General features: G+C 58.7%; 27 protein-coding genes. 11 read left to right on the top strand and 16 right to left on the bottom strand.

Annotation, left to right across the window (positions count from 1 at the left end):
* Nucleotides 1-446 precede the first annotated feature (446 nt).
* Nucleotides 447-782: a hypothetical protein gene (locus REH34_RS23645; protein WP_311968905.1), complete on the top strand. Its 336-nt coding sequence runs from the start codon at nucleotides 447-449 to the stop codon at nucleotides 780-782.
* On the opposite strand, the gene REH34_RS23640 is transcribed toward REH34_RS23645, so the two are convergent.
* The 15 genes from REH34_RS23640 to REH34_RS23570 form a co-directional block, all read right to left on the bottom strand.
* The gene (locus REH34_RS23640; protein ID WP_311969336.1) at nucleotides 766-1,491 is read right to left on the bottom strand and encodes a hypothetical protein; all 726 of its coding nucleotides are present in this window, start codon (nucleotides 1,489-1,491) and stop codon (nucleotides 766-768) included. The two genes, REH34_RS23645 and REH34_RS23640, sit on opposite strands and share 17 nt — an antisense overlap.
* A 457-nt stretch (nucleotides 1,492-1,948) precedes the next feature.
* Entirely contained in the window at nucleotides 1,949-2,134 is a 186-nt protein-coding gene (locus tag REH34_RS23635) for a hypothetical protein (RefSeq protein WP_311969335.1), read from the bottom strand.
* Nucleotides 2,070-2,486: a hypothetical protein gene (locus REH34_RS23630; protein WP_311972148.1), complete on the bottom strand. Its 417-nt coding sequence runs from the start codon at nucleotides 2,484-2,486 to the stop codon at nucleotides 2,070-2,072. Before REH34_RS23630 ends, REH34_RS23635 begins: the two co-directional genes overlap by 65 nt.
* 5 nt (nucleotides 2,487-2,491) lie before the next feature.
* Nucleotides 2,492-2,809, bottom strand: coding sequence for a phage holin, lambda family (locus REH34_RS23625; RefSeq protein WP_311969334.1), 318 nt, complete (start codon nucleotides 2,807-2,809; stop codon nucleotides 2,492-2,494).
* A gap of 151 nt (nucleotides 2,810-2,960) precedes the next feature.
* On the bottom strand, nucleotides 2,961-3,524 hold the full coding sequence (locus REH34_RS23620) for a hypothetical protein (protein ID WP_311969333.1): 564 nt from the start codon (nucleotides 3,522-3,524) through the stop codon (nucleotides 2,961-2,963).
* A 3-nt stretch (nucleotides 3,525-3,527) separates the two neighbouring features.
* A complete protein-coding gene (locus REH34_RS23615; protein ID WP_311969332.1) occupies nucleotides 3,528-3,848 on the bottom strand; it encodes a hypothetical protein in 321 nt (106 codons plus the stop codon).
* Nucleotides 3,845-5,140 carry a site-specific integrase gene (locus tag REH34_RS23610; protein ID WP_311969331.1) on the bottom strand — a complete coding sequence of 432 codons (1,296 nt, stop codon included), beginning with the start codon at nucleotides 5,138-5,140 and terminating at the stop codon, nucleotides 3,845-3,847. The genes REH34_RS23615 and REH34_RS23610 overlap by 4 nt, the downstream gene beginning before the upstream one ends.
* Entirely contained in the window at nucleotides 5,137-5,553 is a 417-nt protein-coding gene (locus REH34_RS23605; RefSeq protein WP_311969330.1) for a VRR-NUC domain-containing protein, read from the bottom strand. Before REH34_RS23605 ends, REH34_RS23610 begins: the two co-directional genes overlap by 4 nt.
* Nucleotides 5,550-5,855, bottom strand: coding sequence for a DUF1364 domain-containing protein (locus REH34_RS23600; RefSeq protein WP_311972147.1), 306 nt, complete (start codon nucleotides 5,853-5,855; stop codon nucleotides 5,550-5,552). Before REH34_RS23600 ends, REH34_RS23605 begins: the two co-directional genes overlap by 4 nt.
* Nucleotides 5,856-5,857: 2 nt before the next feature.
* The gene (locus REH34_RS23595) at nucleotides 5,858-6,058 is read right to left on the bottom strand and encodes a hypothetical protein (protein ID WP_311969329.1); all 201 of its coding nucleotides are present in this window, start codon (nucleotides 6,056-6,058) and stop codon (nucleotides 5,858-5,860) included.
* The gene (locus REH34_RS23590) at nucleotides 6,051-6,740 is read right to left on the bottom strand and encodes a replication protein P (protein ID WP_311969328.1); all 690 of its coding nucleotides are present in this window, start codon (nucleotides 6,738-6,740) and stop codon (nucleotides 6,051-6,053) included. The genes REH34_RS23595 and REH34_RS23590 overlap by 8 nt, the downstream gene beginning before the upstream one ends.
* Entirely contained in the window at nucleotides 6,740-7,492 is a 753-nt protein-coding gene (locus REH34_RS23585) for a DnaT-like ssDNA-binding domain-containing protein (protein WP_311969327.1), read from the bottom strand. Before REH34_RS23585 ends, REH34_RS23590 begins: the two co-directional genes overlap by 1 nt.
* Nucleotides 7,492-8,250 (bottom strand): phage antirepressor KilAC domain-containing protein, encoded by a 759-nt coding sequence (locus tag REH34_RS23580; protein WP_311969326.1) that lies wholly within the window; start codon nucleotides 8,248-8,250, stop codon nucleotides 7,492-7,494. Before REH34_RS23580 ends, REH34_RS23585 begins: the two co-directional genes overlap by 1 nt.
* A gap of 73 nt (nucleotides 8,251-8,323) precedes the next feature.
* The gene (locus REH34_RS23575) at nucleotides 8,324-8,749 is read right to left on the bottom strand and encodes a phage regulatory CII family protein (protein ID WP_311969325.1); all 426 of its coding nucleotides are present in this window, start codon (nucleotides 8,747-8,749) and stop codon (nucleotides 8,324-8,326) included.
* An 85-nt stretch (nucleotides 8,750-8,834) separates the two neighbouring features.
* Entirely contained in the window at nucleotides 8,835-9,050 is a 216-nt protein-coding gene (locus tag REH34_RS23570; RefSeq protein WP_311969324.1) for a YdaS family helix-turn-helix protein, read from the bottom strand.
* Between the two features lie 87 nt (nucleotides 9,051-9,137).
* Between REH34_RS23570 and REH34_RS23565 the strand changes: the two genes are divergently transcribed.
* The 8 genes from REH34_RS23565 (at nucleotide 9,138) to REH34_RS23530 (ending at nucleotide 13,738) form a co-directional block, all read left to right on the top strand.
* Nucleotides 9,138-9,794: an XRE family transcriptional regulator gene (locus REH34_RS23565; protein ID WP_311969323.1), complete on the top strand. Its 657-nt coding sequence runs from the start codon at nucleotides 9,138-9,140 to the stop codon at nucleotides 9,792-9,794.
* Nucleotides 9,795-9,916: 122 nt separating this feature from the next.
* On the top strand, nucleotides 9,917-10,168 hold the full coding sequence (locus tag REH34_RS23560; RefSeq protein WP_311969322.1) for a DUF1654 domain-containing protein: 252 nt from the start codon (nucleotides 9,917-9,919) through the stop codon (nucleotides 10,166-10,168).
* Between the two features lie 285 nt (nucleotides 10,169-10,453).
* Nucleotides 10,454-10,750 carry a hypothetical protein gene (locus REH34_RS23555; RefSeq protein ID WP_311969321.1) on the top strand — a complete coding sequence of 99 codons (297 nt, stop codon included), beginning with the start codon at nucleotides 10,454-10,456 and terminating at the stop codon, nucleotides 10,748-10,750.
* 284 nt (nucleotides 10,751-11,034) lie between these two features.
* The gene (locus REH34_RS23550; RefSeq protein ID WP_311969320.1) at nucleotides 11,035-11,472 is read left to right on the top strand and encodes a TerB family tellurite resistance protein; all 438 of its coding nucleotides are present in this window, start codon (nucleotides 11,035-11,037) and stop codon (nucleotides 11,470-11,472) included.
* Nucleotides 11,472-11,645 carry a hypothetical protein gene (locus tag REH34_RS23545; protein WP_311969319.1) on the top strand — a complete coding sequence of 58 codons (174 nt, stop codon included), beginning with the start codon at nucleotides 11,472-11,474 and terminating at the stop codon, nucleotides 11,643-11,645. Before REH34_RS23550 ends, REH34_RS23545 begins: the two co-directional genes overlap by 1 nt.
* Before the next feature lie 516 nt (nucleotides 11,646-12,161).
* On the top strand, nucleotides 12,162-12,449 hold the full coding sequence (locus tag REH34_RS23540; protein WP_311969318.1) for a hypothetical protein: 288 nt from the start codon (nucleotides 12,162-12,164) through the stop codon (nucleotides 12,447-12,449).
* A gap of 105 nt (nucleotides 12,450-12,554) precedes the next feature.
* On the top strand, nucleotides 12,555-12,902 hold the full coding sequence (locus REH34_RS23535) for a hypothetical protein (protein ID WP_311969317.1): 348 nt from the start codon (nucleotides 12,555-12,557) through the stop codon (nucleotides 12,900-12,902).
* Nucleotides 12,903-12,922: 20 nt separating this feature from the next.
* Nucleotides 12,923-13,738: a DUF2303 family protein gene (locus REH34_RS23530; RefSeq protein WP_311969316.1), complete on the top strand. Its 816-nt coding sequence runs from the start codon at nucleotides 12,923-12,925 to the stop codon at nucleotides 13,736-13,738.
* Between the two features lie 65 nt (nucleotides 13,739-13,803).
* Here REH34_RS23530 and REH34_RS23525 read toward each other — a convergent pair whose 3' ends face one another.
* Nucleotides 13,804-14,823 (bottom strand): hypothetical protein, encoded by a 1,020-nt coding sequence (locus REH34_RS23525; RefSeq protein ID WP_311969315.1) that lies wholly within the window; start codon nucleotides 14,821-14,823, stop codon nucleotides 13,804-13,806.
* An 84-nt stretch (nucleotides 14,824-14,907) separates the two neighbouring features.
* Between REH34_RS23525 and REH34_RS23520 the strand changes: the two genes are divergently transcribed.
* On the top strand, nucleotides 14,908-16,989 hold the full coding sequence (locus tag REH34_RS23520; protein WP_311969314.1) for a DNA cytosine methyltransferase: 2,082 nt from the start codon (nucleotides 14,908-14,910) through the stop codon (nucleotides 16,987-16,989).
* A complete protein-coding gene (locus tag REH34_RS23515) occupies nucleotides 16,986-18,269 on the top strand; it encodes a DNA methyltransferase (RefSeq protein WP_311969313.1) in 1,284 nt (427 codons plus the stop codon). Before REH34_RS23520 ends, REH34_RS23515 begins: the two co-directional genes overlap by 4 nt.
* The last annotated feature ends 4 nt before the right edge of the window (nucleotides 18,270-18,273 follow it).

Here is an 18,273-nt window from a genome sequence, read left to right as displayed (position 1 = left end):
ACGAGGCGGGGAGCTTCCGCGAGCCGGTTGGTGTTTGGTTGGTATTTCCCGGGGTCAGGTTGGTGTTTTTTTTGACTGAACCCCTTGTAAACCGGGGGTTTCAGCGCTCCGACAAAACAACAACCAACCCCCCTTTAAAATTCTCATACATAGTTGAAGACCGGGGTTCGAATTACCCGCAACCCGGGGGGCGGGGGCAAAGGACCCTTTGTGGCACGTCAAGCCCCCGAGCCGTCACGCCGTAACACTTCGTATGGCTCAACAGGATTGAATCCATCGGCCGGCCCATTCAACGGTTCGTTGCAAGCGAGCAGCTCGCCGATGGCGAGAAGTACAGCTCAATGATCCGCTCCGGATTGGCGCTTGATCCGTCCCCCCGACTTGCGGCAACGTGTATGACTTGAATCAACTCCGCCCGCGAGGGAGGGATATGCAAAGGAATAGCCATGGATGATCTCCAACAGATACTCGCTTCGCTGGGTGAACTCGAGTCAATTCTCACGGAGCACGACTGCCCAGAACCGAACCCCAGCGCACTAAGCCGTGTGCGCTTGCTTGCGGCACAAATGGCAGGCTACGACTCCTATGTGTCAGCAGAAGCAGCCCGAATTTCGGCGTTGGCTGGCATCTTCTACAGCGATCGAAACCATGCAACGCACCAGGGCGGCACTTCAGCTTTACTCATAGAAATTGCCTACGACCTGCCGAACCGGATTCGCGGACAGATTGCTCACCTGAGACGAATTCAGAAAGAGCGCGATGAACTCAACGACGACGAGTAGCGAGTGCACGGTCGAAGGCTTTCTCAAACTGAGCTGCAAGCTGGGCATCTGCCTCACGCTCGCCGATGCCGAAGAAGTCGAGAGCCCGTGCATAGCCGGGCTTGCTGACGAATGCCAGCACCATACGGATATCGGTTCGCTTCTTGCCGATCCGTTCGGCAATGCCGATCGCATTACGGCCTTTCCTCAACACGAAGTAGCGTGTCAGGTTGCCCACGCTGCGCCTGCTTGTCGTACTGTTCTGCAGCCGATCGCCTTGGGCACCAAGGCCAGACAAGATCTTCTGCAGTTGGCCGCGCCCGATGTTGCCGTAGCTATCGAGCGCCGCGCCCCTGCCGGGCACCAGGAACTTGCCCTCGGACAGAATGCCGCGAGACCGCAGTAGTGCCTCGCTACGCTTGTTGTTCCGTGGTCCGCCGTACACCTCGGGGGTCAGCCACTTAGTAGCTGGTTGGGCGCCGTCAGCTTCGTCCTTGATCCACACCCTGGCCTCCATCCGCTGCTTGGTGGCAGGGATCAGGCGCAAGCTGTTCATGGTGTAGGGGGTGGGCCTGTCGAACACAGACCGCATCTCATCTTCGAGTCTGGCCTTAACCAGTTTGGCTGTCTCGGTAAGAGCCAGCACTGTGGCAAACGGTATCTGGCGCCGCTCGATGTCGGTCAACTCGGACAGATTGTCGGCGAAGCCGCGACCTCGAACTGTGATCATGATCGTCTCCAGGTGTAGAGTGCCGCATGCTCAAAAGTGTCTAGAGGCGCCCCCTGAACCAGTCCAATCATATCGGTATGTAATTTATACGGCCATTGGCCCAGAGATTGCTTCTGGCCCTTAGTAAAAAAAAACGCTGGAAAACTGACACATCGGACTCCCTGACTCTTTTATTTCCCATAGTGACGCACTGCCTCGAGGTGAACATTGACAATCTCATCTATTCACAATTTAACCCAAGAAACTGTGTTGATTCTTCGGGCGCTTAAAGAACTGAAGAAAGCGTCAGGCGGACTCGATCCAGTGGTTTCGGAAGCGCTCATAGAACTAGCTGCCGCCACTGTAGATCTTCAGGGGAAGCTCGAAAAATTAATTAGTATTCAATCATCAATACGGCCTGAGGTAGCCAAGAAACCGCATCTTCGATTAGTAGGATCAGATCGGCCAGCTCCTTAACCTAAGGCTCGTGGCTCCGTTTGATCTGTGCGTCTACCTGGTCAGCGCAAGTATCGAGCAGGTTGATAGCCCGATCTTTCAACGCCCACAAATCGCCGTTCAGGGCTAGGTCGTCCTCGGTTTCACTGACCCGTTCGCACGGCACCATCTTGGGCGACTCCAGCCTTACCGCCGTCGTCTTTACCACTACCGGCTGGGGCTTTCCCGCGCAGCCCGTCAGGCAAAGGCTGAGCAGCCCAATCACGAACAGGCTTACTGTTGCGCTTGAGTTCTTCAAAGTCTTTCCTCGCTTGTTTGGCCTTATCTTCGCTGGCCTTGAGTCGCTTACTCAGGTCGACCGAGTAGTCGGCATTGCGCTTGGCCTCAGCACGCAAGGTGGTGATCGTGGCTTCGCTTTCTTTATTAGCGACGACAGCGTCCTTGGTAGCCTTTGCCTGGATCGACAGGTCACCCTGTAGCGCGATAAGGCGGTATTGCTGAATTCCCACCAGCAGGATGCCCACCAAGGCAATGATCACAGCGATCGCGATGGCCTTGATCGTGTTCATATCGAGTCCGCCTTCCGACCAAGCAACCGCGTCACCAACTCGCGAATTGCCGTCACACCCAAGAAGCCAATCGTGCCACCCGCGGCGATCGACAAGCTGGACGGCCAAGCCATCCACTCGATCACGTTGGACGCGACGAGGCTCAGCGCGCCGCAGATCAACGATTCGAAGAACATGCGGCGCTTGCTGGTTTCCTTAGCATCGTAGAGGACACGCAGAAGGGATACGACGGCGGCCATAATTGCGCCCTGCCATAGTGGATTCGAAAGGGCCAGCCACACCTGAGCCCAGAAGTCAGGATTTTTCTCAGGCATGGGGATAGTCCGACTGTCCTCCCTTTCGGGGAGCTGGAAACGGAAAAACCCGGCGCAAGGGCCGGGTTTAGTGTGTTCTGACTGTCGCTGCGTATCACCGCACGCAAGATCGACATGATGGAGTTAATTTACGGCCAAACGGCCAACATGGTCAAGCGGCGTCTACGAAGATTTGTTCGGCGTCGAAGATATCAGTGGCATGGATCACCGCAGCCTCTTCCAGCTGCTCCAGACGCTTGTGGATGCCAGCACGCCAGTTGCGGCGGGTACGCTCAGGCGAACCGTCAAGATCCCAAGTGTTCATGTCGTAGAACTCGGCGGGCAGCACGATCATGTCGGTGGAACGCTTGCCTGTCTGTACGCCCTTGAGCATAGGAATTGCCCAGGCGGTCAGCGCCTTGTACACGAACAGCTGAGGCGCGGGGGAAACGATGCGCGACACCAGGCGCCCGATCGCGGCCACCTTGTTGGCCTTGTGCGTCGAGTACTTGGCCACCAGCACATCCCACTGGGCCGGGGCCAGCTCGCGGTGAAGCAGCGCGTACAGGCAGCAGTCGTAATCGAACTTGTCGCGAACCGAGATCGTGCTTCCGGTGCCGCCTTGGCGCGCGTCGGCATCGATCAGCTTCTGCCAGGACTGCTTGGTGCTGTTGTCGATGTTGTCGGCGGCCAGTACACGAACCAAGGTGCCCATCACGTCTTTATAGATGCCCATCGATCAATCCCCTGTGAAATTCGTTTTGCCGGCGCCGCGGCCGTTGTTCTGTTGGTACTGGGCAGCCGCACCGCTCCTCAGCACCGGGCGCTTCAATTGTTCGATCTGGTGGTCAGCGGCCTGCAGTCGGATGCTCAGCTGCGTCACCAGAACCTCCAGCGGCAGCGCTTCACCTGTATCGGCCGAAACCCAACCGGAGGCATGGCATTGCACGCAGGCTAGTTCGTGGAAGACGCCGCGCACAACGGCACGACCACCGCAGGCTGGGCACTTGGCAACGTTGAGCTGTGCGGCGCGGAATTCGGGTCCGTGGCTCTTTTTCATGCTTTTGAAACCTCGCCTATGGTTGATTCTTGAATTGCCTCGCAGCCCTTCTGCGGTGCGGCTTCCAGCCCGATGCTGGACTCTTTGTTTTCGACTCCCTCCAACCCGTGAATCACGGCAAATCCCTTGGCGTCTAAATGGGCGTGCCACTTCTCCAAGGCTTCACGCTTGCGGGCTTCCACGGTGGTGTGGATGTAGGCCTGCACGTTGTGGCCCATGGCGTGGTTGATCAGCATCTCGCCGATCAGGAAGTCGATGCCCAGGTCTGCCCAGCCAGTGCGGGCCAACTTGCGCAGGTCGTGGCTGGTCCAATCGCCCTGCCCCAGCTCGGTAAATATCTTGCTGCCCTGCCCTTCGCTCATCCCCTTCCCGTGGCGCGCCTGGAACAAGTATTGACCGGTGTAGCCGCCGTTGGCTTGGGTGGCGCGGTAGCGGCTGAGCAGCGCGCACACTTGGTCGGTCAGCGGCAGCGAATGCTCGACACGGGTTTTGGTGTGCACGGCCGGCAGGTGCCAGGTACGGTCGGCCAGGCTGATGTGCGACCACAGCGCCATGCGGGTCTCGCCTACGCGCGTGCCGTGGCAGAGCATCATCATCGCCAGCATGCCGTGGGCCGGCTGCCGGGCGAACGCATCAGCCAGCTGCTCGAGCAGACCCTCGACCTGCACGCCACGCAGCCGCGCGGCCTTCGCCTTGATCTTGGTCTTGGTAAAATCGCTGAACTTGATACCGGCCATGGGATTGGCGGGGATCATGCCGAGCACGAATGCCTGACGGCAGGCCAGCACCAGCAGCGCGAAGATCAGCCGGACGAACTCAAGCGACAGGGTCTCCTGCAGCGGCCACATGAGCTTGGTGTCGAGCGTTGCGCGATCGATCTCGGCGAAAGACAGGCCGCCCACGCGCGGGATCAGGTGGCAGGCGATGGCGGACTTGGCCGTGGCCTTGCGCTTGGCCGACAAGTGCCGGTCGCGACCCATTCTGTCGCTGTACCAGGCCAACAGCTCGCCAAGCGTTGCCCAAGGCGAAACGGCGGCATTGGCCTTGGCATCGGCGCCGAGCCGCTGACGGGTCTCCGGCAGCGCCGCCAGCACGGCCTTGGCCGACAGCTCGGGGTAAGAGCCGATGCGAAGCCACTTCTTGCGCACCACCAGGCTCCAGGTGCCGCGCGGCCGGGACTCCGTGAACCGGAAATACAGGCCGGGGTGGCGAGGATCGCGCATCAGTACCGCTGCCGGATCTTCGGCGCGGCGGCGCAGTTCGGCATCGGAGAACGCAACGATCATGGTCATGCCGAAACCCTCGTGGGCACGAGGCGCAGGTAGGCCCTCAGCTGTTCCATGGCGTCGAAGTGCCCACGGCATACGATGGCAAGATAGCCTTGAGCGTTGAGAGCCTGAATCCGGGCATGCTGCTCAGCCGAAACCGGTGCATCTTTGGGCGGCGTGGCCTTGAACTCGATGTACAGGCCGAAGTACCCGCCGCGGGCCATCGGAAGCACCAAATCAGGTATGCCCGCACGAACGCCCTGCTTCTTGAGCTCCTTTGCCACAGCCACGTGCCGGTGTCCGCCGTTGGGTACGTGGTAGATCAGTGCCGCTACATCAGGCATACGGAGCTCGATTTCGAGCATCAGGGCGGCTTGCTCTTTTCCTTCCCAGTCGATGCGCGGCGCACGTACGGGCTTCACCACGTAGGGCTTCAAGAGGCCACCTTCCCTTCGCGAATCAAGATGTCCTGGGTGCGCATGACGCCCTCGGCATGCAGCAGCCGAGATTCTTCCCGATCAACGCCGCGCCGGCTGCCGCCACGCCCGTCGACGTAGTCATGGCAGGCCGAGCAGGACCAAGCACCCTGGAAGTCGTTCGGCTTGCAGCTCATGCCGTTGGTACCCGCCAGGCGGTAGTGAGCTAGCACGGTCGTTTCCGGGTTGCCGTTGCACACATCCGGCACTCGGATCTGGCACTCGCGGCCACGGGCGGCCTTGGTGAGCTGACTCTGGCGGATTCTCATGGGCGGCATTCCTCAAGGTCGACGATTTCGAAGGTGCTGGGCCACATGCGCGAGCCGAAGGCGCTTGCCTGGTCGCGATCGGCGAACACTGCCATGGGAGGGGATGGCTGATCGCACAGACCAATCTTCCAGCTGCAGGGGTAGACGGCGTATCGCATGTGGCCGGGGGCCGGCAGCAGGTTCATTGGCTCAGGCATTGCGGGCACCTCGTTGCTTGCGAAGCTCGGCCAGGGCCGCGCGGGCCACCTCTGGCGTGCTGCTGGATTTCTGGTGGTGGGTCACGGCCAGAGGCATGGATTGCAACGGTAGACCGGCCAAAATGCGTCGAACCGCGATGGCATAATTCCGCTCGAACAGCTTCAGGCTGAGATCGGTGGCCAGGCGGTTCAGATTCTCGAATCCACACTCTTTCGCTGCATGCCAGACGGCGTCGTGAGACCAATTGCCCTGGCCTGCCATGCCCGGGTGAGCGTTGCGGCAGGCTTCACGGTGTGCCTTGCCCAGTGGCGGTAGGCCCAGCATCTCGGGGGATGGCTTGCACCACTCGATGAACTGGCCGGGGCTCGGGATGAAGTCGCCGGGATGCTTACGGACCTGCGACATGCCAAAGGCGATCTGCCCAGGGGTGCACACCTCCGCCTCGATGAAAGCCTGAAACCATTGGCGCTTCGAAGAATGGTATGTCTCCTTGTCGGGCCACGCCTGGCGCCACGCGGAGCGGATCGAACGCAGCTCTTTGAACAGCTCGTTGATGGCCGCCACCAGAGTGTTTTGCTCTTCGGAAACCTGAAGCGCACGAGGGTTTTCGGATGCCGGGATAAAATCACCGGACCTTGCCTGATCACACAGACCATTGGCGATCTTGGAAACGCTTTTCATCACGCAATCCCCCCTGGCGCCCAATCGGTATCATCGTCGTCAAAGTCCTGCGCTGTGGGCTTGGGTTGACGGAACGGCGTAACGTTGGTGGCGGCGGCAGTGCGAGCCTTGTCTCGCTGTACCCACTTGACCAGCATCTGCACCCATTCCTTCTGGGTGTTCACCTGGCCACCGGACTCGTAGTGCGCGGTGAAGGACTTCCGGACTTCCTCGGTGAACAGGCTCGGCGCCAGGCCAGCGTGCAAAACGTAGGTCTTCAGCAGAGTGTCATCGGGCACCCAGTTCAGGGTCATCTCGCTGGGCATCCGAGGGTCGACGGCCTCGTGCGTAGGGAGTGGGTCTTTATTATTCTCTACATCTTCTTTAGGTAACGCGCCGCTAACGTTACGAGCGTTACCTTTAGCGTTAGCGCTCTTGTGGTTTGCCACACGCTTTGCGGTGAGAAGCCTGTTTTTGGCGGTCTTGCCGTTGTGGCGGTCGAAGTGCGGCAGGCTGATAAGGCCATCGGCCTCGGCCATCCAACCCACCGATTTCATGTGCTCGCAGAAACCGGTAACGCCCACCATGCGGTCGAGTAACTTTTTACTAACGCTCGGAGCGTTACCGTTTTCGGTCTGCTGATCGAACCAGCCCCACACGCGCATCAGCTTGCCCACCACAGCATCCGGGTCAATATCGGCCAGGTCAGCGATCTGGCAAACCTCGGGTTTGTCCATGGTGGTCAGTTCGAATTTGATCCAGTCGCCGGCCATTACAAAGCCTCCTGCAGCATCTCGCCCAAGCGTGTGAGGCCTTTTGGCGTAACAAGGGGTTGGGCAACCGCACGGGGCTCACCAGTCAGTTCGTCTGGTTTGAGTTCGGTGAACTTATGCGTCATGAATCCTTGATCGATCCTCTTCTGATCGGCCGTAAGGCGTTTTTTCTTGCCGCGCTGGTAGATCCAGTCACGGTCGATGAGCCAGGCAATGAACCGGCGCGGGGTCACCTGCAGAAGCTTCGCGGCATCGGTCAAGCAAACCGCCCCATGTGCCGCAGCGAGGCGCTCAATAGCAGCAACCTTGGGTGCCTGCTTGAGGATCACCAGGTGTAGACGTTCGTTCTGCTCTTCAAGATCAGCAGCGAGACGGAGTGCTTCGGCTTTCGTTTGCGGGATCGCGAATGCGGCAGTCTCGACCTGCGCTTCCAGTTCCTGCCAGCGATCAACCAAGCGCGCCGTGAACTCTGGGCTTAGCTGGGCGACAATCACATAGGTGTCGCGCTTGCCGATCCAGTAGACCTTGATCGAGCGAGAGCGCCCAAGGCTGTCCGGTTCTTGTTCGTCCCCCACTGGGGGTTGGACGATTGTGCCGCGCGCGATGAGCCGATCAATCGACTGCTTGACCTTGTCGTGCCTAGACCCGAGCAGTTCAGCGATCTCGCGGGACGACATGACATGACGCGTCATGTTCTGATTGATTGCGAAACCTGACGAATCAGGCGGGGTATTGCGGGGAGCGATCTGGTTATGCATAATCGACCTCAGTTTGATGCTTTAGAAAGAGCCGCCCTGCCAGGCGGTTTTTTTGTGCCCGCGATTTGGTGAATCAGGCGACCTTCACAGATGCTTTCAGCTGATCCAGTGCAGCCTCGGCATGCGATATTTCGCGCAGGATGCGCGCGCGCTCGACCTGATCAACCCTGCCGTCAGCCATGGCGTTGTGGGTTTCGATGGTGACCTCGGCGATTTCCAAGGCGACGTGCGAGAGCGCTTGATGAACATCAATCGGGGCTGGCTGATCTTTCTTCACCAGGTCAAACCCAAACGCCTCCGCCCATACCTCAAGCGGCCGAAAATCCTCGGTAAACTTCATGATTCGATGCAGCTCCTGCACGTTCATGCGGTGGCTGTCGTAGTCGGGATTTGCCTTTTGCAGCAGCAGCGTGCGCGAGGCGAAGTCGGCGCCCTCGGCAACATTGGCGGATCCGTGGCGCTCCACCACGTCGTGTATTGCTCTCATCAGATTCAGCATGTAACGAACCTCTGATTTTTACGTGGTGGCGAATCGCCGCCTTTGGGAACATGGCGTCAATGGATCAACAGACAAGGACGTTGCTTCAGGCGGCCATCTCGGCCCATGGAAAAGTCGGGCAAAGGATTTCCTTTTTAAAGGCTCCAGCGGTTAGGGCCTCTGCTCGCTTGGCGACAACAGGAGACATGCCGTGCTTGCCACGAACCCAGCCGGAAACGGTGCTTTGGTCGACCTTGAGCTTTTCAGCGGTGGCTTCCTGCGTACCGAAGAAGGCAACCAGGTCCTTGAAAATGCTGTTCATGCTGCCCCTCCATATGTGAATACCCATATCGTAGATCATAGGTATACCTCTTTGCAACGATATGGGTGCACCAGTAATAATCTTTCGATGGAATATAAAGAACGAGTCAAAGCCGCGCGCGCCCACGCGAAACTCACACAGGCTCAGCTTGCGAAAGCTGTGGGCATCGACCAGGCGTCAATATCCGACCTGGAGAGAGGGCGATCCCAGCGTTCTTCGTACAACGCATCTATTGCCAAGGCGTGTGGAGTTTCAGCGATCTGGCTAGAAAGCGAATCCGGGCCAATGGTCGCCGCAGCTCAAGCTGAGCCCAGCAACGTGCGGGATACGGTTCAGCCTAATATGGCTTACCGGTATCCAGTCATTAGCTGGGTCTCTGCGGGCTCTTGGGAGGAAGCCGTTCAGCCATATCCTGACGGTTTTTCAGACCGTTATGAGATGTCAGATTATGACGCGAAGGGAGCAGCGTTTTGGCTTGAGGTCAAAGGCGACTCAATGACTGCACCCGCTGGGGTCAGCGTCCCAGAAGGGATGATGATACTGATTGATACTGAAGCCGACGTGAAACCAGGAAAGCTGGTCATCGCCAAGCTGCCAGCGAGCAACGAGGCGACCTTCAAGAAGCTCGTTGACGATGGCGGGACGCGATATTTGAAGCCTCTCAACCCGGACTACAAGATGGTCGAATGCGGCCCAGACTGCCGCATCATAGGTGTTGCAGTTCGAATGTCCGGCGTGCTGTAGGCACTTCGAGACCTCAAGGCCCGCTGCTTGCGGGCTTTTTTGTGCCTTCTGGAAATCCGCTTGCGTAATTCCTATTTCATAAATACTGTATGCATATACAGCATCGAAAAAGGAGTTTGTTCATGCTTGCCCAGCCAGCGTTCACTAAAAAAGATCCCGGAAGCTATGCCGAAATAGGCAGCAGACTTCAAAAAATAATTGCCGACCCTAAGGTGCAAAGGCTCCAGGAGGTGACCGTGTCTCGCCTACCGGATGAGCGGCCAGAAGAATGGCGGCGTGTGCTAGACGATATCTCTGGAACGCATGGAATCCGAGTAGATGAGACCGATGAGGCGGCTGTAAAAATTGGCTGGCGCGAGTACTGCGAAGCCTAAACAAACCCGCCAAGCGCGGGTTTTTCTTCGTGCGGAGATAGGGCTACCTATAAAATTATGTGTTTACCCATAGACAGGAATTATGTGTTCACCTATATTTATCTCCATCGAGACGCCACGGCGGATCGGGACACGACTGGTGAAGCCGCCAGTTAGCACGGGGTCAGCGAAATGGCCTCCCAGCCCCGCGAGGGATCGACTGGAACCAAGTTCTTTAAGCAAGACGGATTTCACTGGCTGGCCTTGGCGACAGGGCCAGACGGGAAATCAAAACGGAGAGCCGCCATGATTCACCCTCACCCCAATTCGCCCGGCAAACCAACCATTGCCGCTCCCACCCTTGAAGGCAGAATTAAAGCGGCCCTAATGACACTGGCGTGCCAGGGAGAACCAGGGCTGGCAACGAAGATGGCTTTGATGCACCCATCCACAGAGCTTGGCGCTAGGGGTTGCAGCAAATACGCCACGGTAGTTGTTACTCAGATAATTGCTGCCTTAATAGAAGCTCTGCATGCACAGCGCTCTGAGCAGATTCAGCGAGAACTAGCAGCATACCTTGAGCAGTTCTACGAGCCTCAATGACGCCATGCCACATCCCGTTCTCTAATTCGATCACATCCCCCGACTCAATATCCCGATCCGATTCGTATGTTTTCGGAAGGTGCTTTCCGAAGTCCCGATCGTGTTTCAACTTGTAGGTGCGCATTGCGCTTCGCCCTCCTTTGCAGGCTGTGTTGTGTGAGAGCGATCAGCCTAGCGCAAGGCCCGTCGCCTGGGCAGTGGTGAGCTGGCCGCCGGCCAGCGATTTCACTGGCTGGCCTTCCAACGAGGGCCAGATGGGAAATCACCCACCCTGAGGTATCGATATGTTCGGCAAACTTTTTGGCAAGAAAGGCCGCGAGGCGCGCGCAGCAATGGGCGTCATCCAGAACCGCGACTTGATGCAGGCGATCGTGTACGGCGCCTTCTACGTAGCCGCAGCGGACGGCGATATCAGCGAGGACGAGCTGAGGAAGGCCGAGAAGCTGATCGCCAACACTCCGCAGCTGAAGGGCTTCGGGCCGGAGCTGTCCAACACCATGGACCGCGCCGAGAAGGACTTCCACGACGGCGGACATCGCATCCTGCGCATGAATGCCGAGAAGGAGCTCAAGGACCTGGCGCACTCGCCGGAAGAAGCCCAGATCGTCATCAACGTGATGCTCACCATCGCCGAAGCCAGCGGGGACATCGACGACAAGGAAATGGCCGTGCTGGAAAAGGCCGCCAAGCTCATGAGCCTGTCCCTGAAAGATTACCTGTAATGCCTTTGTTCCGCGGAATGGTGGAGCGCCTGCGGGCGTTCCTGATTCTTATCCTGCTCATCGGTGTGGCGCTCATCGACGCGGTGTTGCGGGTGATCAGCATGTGCGCCGATGGATTCCGGGCTGTTCTCATTTTCTCAGTTGATCTATGCCCGATAGCTAACAGGGTTTAGGACGAGGCTTATCTAGCTCCCATAGTTCTGTGAAGGTGTATTGATTCGGCGACCACCGGATCCATTTGGCACTGCAGATGGTACAGATCATAGGGAGGCAATCCCGGTCACCAGTCCTGATCATGGGGCCAGCTCTCTCCATCCTATACACGTCAGCAAACCCATGGTATTTCGGATCACTTGCCTGCAATGCGATGCAACCTATGCAGAACGCCATTGAAACTCCAAAAAACAGCCAAAAACATCACTTATTTTAGATCATACAGCCAATCGAGTGTTACAGAATCGAATCACTACGCGCCTAGGCGCGCCTCCGTCGACTTAAGAGGACACGACCATGTAAACCACAGCCAGCCGGCCCCGCCTAATGCGGCGCCGCTCAGAAACACTTGACGTACGGTGGTACGTAGTCACGAAAAGGAAAGCCCGGGCGACACCGGGCTTTTTTACGCCTGCCGTTATTCGCCAGCACCCTGGATAGGGTTCTGACCAATGCCTTCAGCCAGGGAGAAATGCATGCACGCACTTATGCACCAGCGCGTAACGGTCCTCGAGGCCATGCGCGCCCGAATGAACACCAACACCGTCGACCTCTTCACCCGCATCGGGAGACATTCACCAGTGCAAAAGATTCGCTATCAGATCGTGGGCAAGGGCCAAGGCGCCTACCACATCAAGGAACTGGCCACCGGCAAGGTGGCTGGTTTCCGCAGCACCTGGAAAGCGGCGAGCAATTTCGCTCAGGAAATGGAATCGCGCGCCGACGCCAAAGCGCTGATCGAAGGCTCGGGATTCGAATCATGATTGTCGGCCTGAAGTGAGGCGCATCAACAACCAGGTGCGCCAGCGCCGTCGGAAAGAACAACTCCATCTACCACCAAGCGGGCTGATGCCCAAGGAACCGTCGCCATGCCCACCCCAACCGACACAGCCGAATTCCTCGAAGAGCTCAACGGCGGCGCCTTCGCCAGCCAGATCGGCCACGCCCTCTCTGAAGTAGCTGCGGGGGTTATTGACCACGGCAAGGCCGGCAAGCTGGTCATTACGCTGGACTTCAGCCAGATCGGCGAATCCCACCAGGTGAAGATCAAGCACAAGCTCGACTACAAGGTGCCCACCAAGCGCGGCACCCGGAGCGAAAACACTAGCCTCGACACCCCGATGTGCGTCGGCTCCGGCGGCAGGATCACCCTCTTCCAAGAAAAGCACGACCAGCTGTTCAGCCGCGACGAAGCCCCGATCAAACCCCGCAACTAATCTAGCCAAGGAAACGACGAATGTCCCTCACCAAAGAAGCGATCCAGCTCATCACCGATACCGCCCTGGCGGCGGCCGGCAAAACCCTAGAAGCGCAGACCCCCATCGTGGTGCTGCCGAACGAATACCAAGTCGTAGCGCTGGAGAAATGGCAGGCCGGTCGCAGTCGCTTCCGTGGCATCTACTCGACGCACTCGCTGGCTGACTTCAGCGCCTACGTTGCCGACCGCTCTATAAAAACGGCGAAGGGATTCATCGACCAAGATCAGATGACCTGCATCCTGCTGTTCAACCTAGGCGACGAGAAAGCGCCTGGCCACGCAGATGATCGGGCAGTGCTGAAGCTGAAGCCCTCCGCAGGCTACAAGGCGGCACAGGAGATCGGCGGGCGCGCCATGTCCCAGAAAGACCTCAGCGACTGGATCGAGGACTGGCACCAGTATCTGACGCCTGTCGACGCCGAAGGGACCGCTATTCCGGTGGCCAAGGCCATCGCCGCGGTGCGCACCATCACGGTCAAGGCCACCAGCGAATCCGAAACTAGCGTCGGCGAGACCAGCGCCAGCCGTAGCGCGATGGACCAGATAGAAGCCCGCAGCAAAGAAACCCTGCCGACCGCGCTGCTGTTCAACGTGATTCCGTTCGAAGGTCTGACCGAGCAGCAGATTCAGTTGCGTATCTCGGTGATCACCAGCGGCTCTCAACCGGTCCTGAAGTTGCGCTGGCTCGGTGAGGAAGTGCAGCGTGAGGATATTGCTCAGGAGTTCAAGACGGTGCTGCAGCAACAAGTAGGGGCCAATGCAACACTGGCGCTGGGCGCGTTTGACGCGAAGTAAGCCGATAATAACTTCCGGGGGATCACTCCTCGGACGCCTACAGTGTCATTCCATTATATCGATATTTACTTGCACAGAATAGGTTCGCCTGGACGCCACATTCGGCTTCTAGGCTGACCTACCTTAAGAGAAAGCTCAGCGAAATACTCTGCAATACGTACACTTCCCTCATCCGAACCCGGCCAAAGCATAGGGATGGAGAAGTTGGTCAAACGTTCACAAAATGTGATGTAGGCCAAGAGCAGAAAAACCCTGACATAATTAGCCGGGGAGGCAAAATCGCTCCTTAGCAAATGCAGGATCAAATGCCGATTAAAACTATCCGAGGCGCCATAACTCGGTTTATACAAAACCTCTTTAAAGAATATTCTAAATGCATTGATCACATCGCACTGTGGATTCACATGTGAAAAAAAATCTAAGCTCACGTTGTCGGCGCTTGACGAGCCCGGATAAATACTCACACCAGGAGCTTGGCTTTCTCCGTGCTTTATGATCATTTCACCGAGACGCTTCCCAAACTCTTCAGTTCTGACATTCGAATCTGAATGCCCCAAATTGATCTCTTGAACGTTTCTCAGCCCACCTTCAATAACAGGCAATAGCGCCATTATTGCGACATGATCCATCTCCATAAAATATGCTTCGACGCTCTCATAAATAATTTGTAAGTAAGGACTGAGCGCGTGACTCTTTTCAAAGTATCGGCGCATGTAAACAGAAGCCACCGCCGGGGTAAATATTTCAACGAGCCACAGGTCTGCTGCCGTCCCCCCTGCTTTTTGAACACTGTGAATCTGAGACTCCATATCTCCAAATCCCATAAAAAGCGGCAGGGGTATTTTGCTTTCTAAGGCACGCAGCTGGCTCGTGGTAACCCGCCCAAGCCTTTTATTAAGATAAGACACACTTCTAGTTGGCACAAACGCTTGTTCTCCGAGCCCCTCAATTAAAAAACCAGTAACGGCTCCAAACTGGTAGGAACGAAACTCAAAATTTAATCCTCGCTTCGCAAACATAGAAGTAATAATTTCTTCTGAGACGAATTCCTGTTTATACAACGACTTAAGCGCTTCCTTGAGCATGCCGCCCCACCTTTTTTAGCTTCTGGATTTCACATTATTAATACCCCAATAACTTGACCCGCGCCAGATAGGCAAGGACTTTTCATGTATGCACACCAGAAAAAGCACCAGCATGATTTTAAAACACAGTACAGACTGGGCTTCGATCCTCAAGATGAAGAGATCGTGGTGGACTTCTTCTGTGGTGGCGGCGGCGCCGGTACCGGGCTGGAGATCGGCCTGGGCCGCGCGGTGACCGTGGCCAAGAACCACAACCCTGCAGCGATCAGCATGCACACCGCCAACCACCCGGCGGCCCGGCACTACACCACCGACGTGTTCGAGGGCGATCCGGACGAGGAATGCGGCGGCCACGCCGTGGGCTGGTTCCACATGAGCCCCGACTGCACCCACCACAGCCAGGCGGCTGGCGGCCAGCCGCGCAAGCGCGAGATCCGCAATCTGTCGTGGATCGGCCTGAAATGGGCCGGCAAGAAGCGCCCTCGGGTCATCAGCTTGGAAAATGTGAAGCAGATCCTGCAATGGGGCCCGCTGATCGCAAAGCGCGACAAGGCCAGCGGCCGAGTAATCAAGCTCGTGACGGTCACCGACGCCAAGGGCAAGCAGACCATCAAGCATGTGGTCGCGGCGCCTGGCGAGATTGTGCCGGTGCACGAGCAATTCCTGGTGCCAAACCCGAAGCGCCGCGGCACGACCTGGCACCGTTTCGTGGCTCTGCTGGAAGGCATGGGCTATGCCGTCGAATGGCGTGTGATCAAGGCCTGCGACTTCGGCGCGCCGACCAGCCGCGAGCGCCTGTTCATGATCGCCCGGTGCGATGGCCAGCCAATCGTGTGGCCAGGGCCTACCCACGCCCGCCAGCCCGCCAAGGGCCAGCAGAAGTGGCGCACGGCCGCCGACTGCATCGACTGGACCGTGCCGAGCAAAAGCATCTTCGGCCGCAAGAAGGACCTGGCCCCAGCCACGCTGCGGCGCGTGGCCAAGGGCCTGAAAAAGTTCGTCATCGACAGCGCTGACCCGTTCATCGTGCCAATTGCGAATTGGTCTGGCGAGCTGGCCCAGTCCGCCAACGAGCCGCTGCGAACGGTGACCGCCTGGCCGCGCGGCGGGTCGTTTGCCATGGCCAGTCCCATCATCGCGCCGGCTACGCACCAGGGCAGCGACCGCGTGAACGACCCGCTCGAGCCGCTGCCGACCGTGACATGTGCCAACCGCGGCGAGCTGACGCTGATCAGCCTTCTAATGGTGGGCGTCGGAGGCCGCGCCGGCCAGACCGAGCCCCGCCCCGGAAACGAACCGGCCTACACAATCACGGCCAAGGCCGACACCGCGATCGCTGCCGCGCATCTGGTGAAGTTCCGCTTCGATGACGCGGGCAAGGCCCTCGACGAGCCGCTGCCGACCATCACCAGCGGCGGCAACTACCAACGCCCGGCCGGCGCCGCGCACGCCATGGGCGTCTGCACAGCCTTCATGGCGCAGATGAACGGCGGTTTCAACACCACCGACGCCAAGCCGCTGGACGAGCCTATGACCACGGTCACCAACACCGGCAGTCAGCAGCAGCTGGTGTCCGCCAACCTGGTGCACTTGCGCGGCAACTGCGATGCGCGTGACGTCGAGGCCCCACTTCACACCGTCAGCGCCGGCGGCACACACCACGGTCTGATGACGGCGTTCATGGAGCGCCAGTTCGGCGCCAGCGTTGGGCAGGCCATTGATGAGCCAGCGCCAACTATCACAGCGGGCGGCGGCGGCAAAAGCTCGCTGGTTGAGCTGAAGCTTTCGCCCGAGCACGAGGAAGGCGCCCTGCGCGTTGCCGCGTTCCTGATCAGCTACTACGGTGCCAGCCACGCAAGCGACATCGGCGAGCCTTCGGCGACCATCACCACCAAGGACCGTCTGGGCCTGGTCACCGTCATCGTCAAGGGCACCCCGTATGTGATCGTCGACATCTGCCTGCGGATGCTGCAGCCGCATGAGCTTTACCGCGCCCAGGGCTTCCCCGCCGACTACATCATCGACAAGGGCGCCGATGGCCGGAAATTCACGAAGACCGAGCAAGTGCACATGTGCGGCAACAGTGTCAGCCCACCGCCCATGGCGGCGCTGGCACGGGCGAACGATCCATGGCGTAAGAGCGCAACTAGAGCGGAGGCAGCATGAATCCATCGCATGAGCTTCACCTAGGCGATTGCCTCGAGGCCATGCGCGCCATGGCCGACAACTCGGTCGACAGCATCGTCACCGACCCACCCTATGGACTGACTAGTCGGAGACCTGGCGGCAGGAGCGCAGCCACAGAAGGTGCGGTCATGAAAGGATTTATGGGTCTAGCGTGGGACGGCGATGTACCGACCATTGAGATTTGGGCGGAGTGCCTGCGGGTTCTCAAGCCCGGCGGACACCTGCTGGCTTTCGCGGGTACCCGAACCCAGCATCGTATGGCTGTCCGCATCGAGGATGCGGGGTTCGAGATCCGCGACATGATCGCCTGGGTGTACGGCTCAGGCTTCCCCAAGTCGAGGAACGTCGGCAAGGATGTGCAAGGCATGGCCGGGTGGGGAACGGCGCTGAAGCCATCCCTAGAGCCGATCACCGTGGCCCGCAAGCCGCTGATCGGAACCGTTGCCGAAAACGTCCTCACTCACGGCACCGGCGCCATCAATATCGACGCGTGCCGCGTTACGGCGATCGACCATGACGCCTTGGCCAGGAACTGGGAGCGACCCACCACCAGCGACATGCGCGGCGGGAACTACGTCGGCGGCCGATCGGCTGGCGTGGCGCTAGCAACTGAAGCATCGACCCTCGGGCGCTGGCCGGCGAATCTGGTCCACGACGGCAGCGATGAAGTACTAGCGGCATTTCCGGACGCACCCGGCCAGCTGGCACCGGTGAGCGTGAACGATACGCCCCGCGCAGGGCAGAACGCATACGGTGCGATGTACCGAGGACGTGCCGGCGAGCCTTCAGCCGGTAGCAGCAACGACGGCGTGGTTGGTTTTCAGATGAAGCCAGGGTCTCGCAGGATCGATGCGGGGTCAGCGGCGCGCTTCTTCTACTGCGCCAAAACAAGCCGGGCCGATCGCCACGAAGGCCTAGAAGACCCTGGCGCCCAGTTCGAACAGGGCAACACGCTGCGCAAGGTCGCGCTCACCAACACCAAGGGCAACAACCACCCAACGGTGAAGCCTACCGACCTGATGGCCTACTTGCTGCGCTTGGTCACGCCACCCGGCGGCACGGCGCTCGATCCGTTTATGGGCAGCGGCAGCACTGGTAAGGCCGCCATGCGCGAAGGCTTCAATTTTATCGGCTGCGAAATGGACGAAGCCTATATGGCGATCGCCCGCGCGCGCATCGAACACGAACTTGCAGCAGTCCAGCAGCGCCAGCAAGCCAAAGCCCAGGAAGAGCAGCAGCTCAACCTGTTCGCCTCATAACACC

It is taken from the genome of Pseudomonas baltica (assembly GCF_031880315.1).
Classification (GTDB): domain Bacteria; phylum Pseudomonadota; class Gammaproteobacteria; order Pseudomonadales; family Pseudomonadaceae; genus Aquipseudomonas.
The sequence above is the reverse complement of the archived record's forward strand: the minus strand, read 5'-3'. Positions and strand labels throughout refer to the sequence as shown.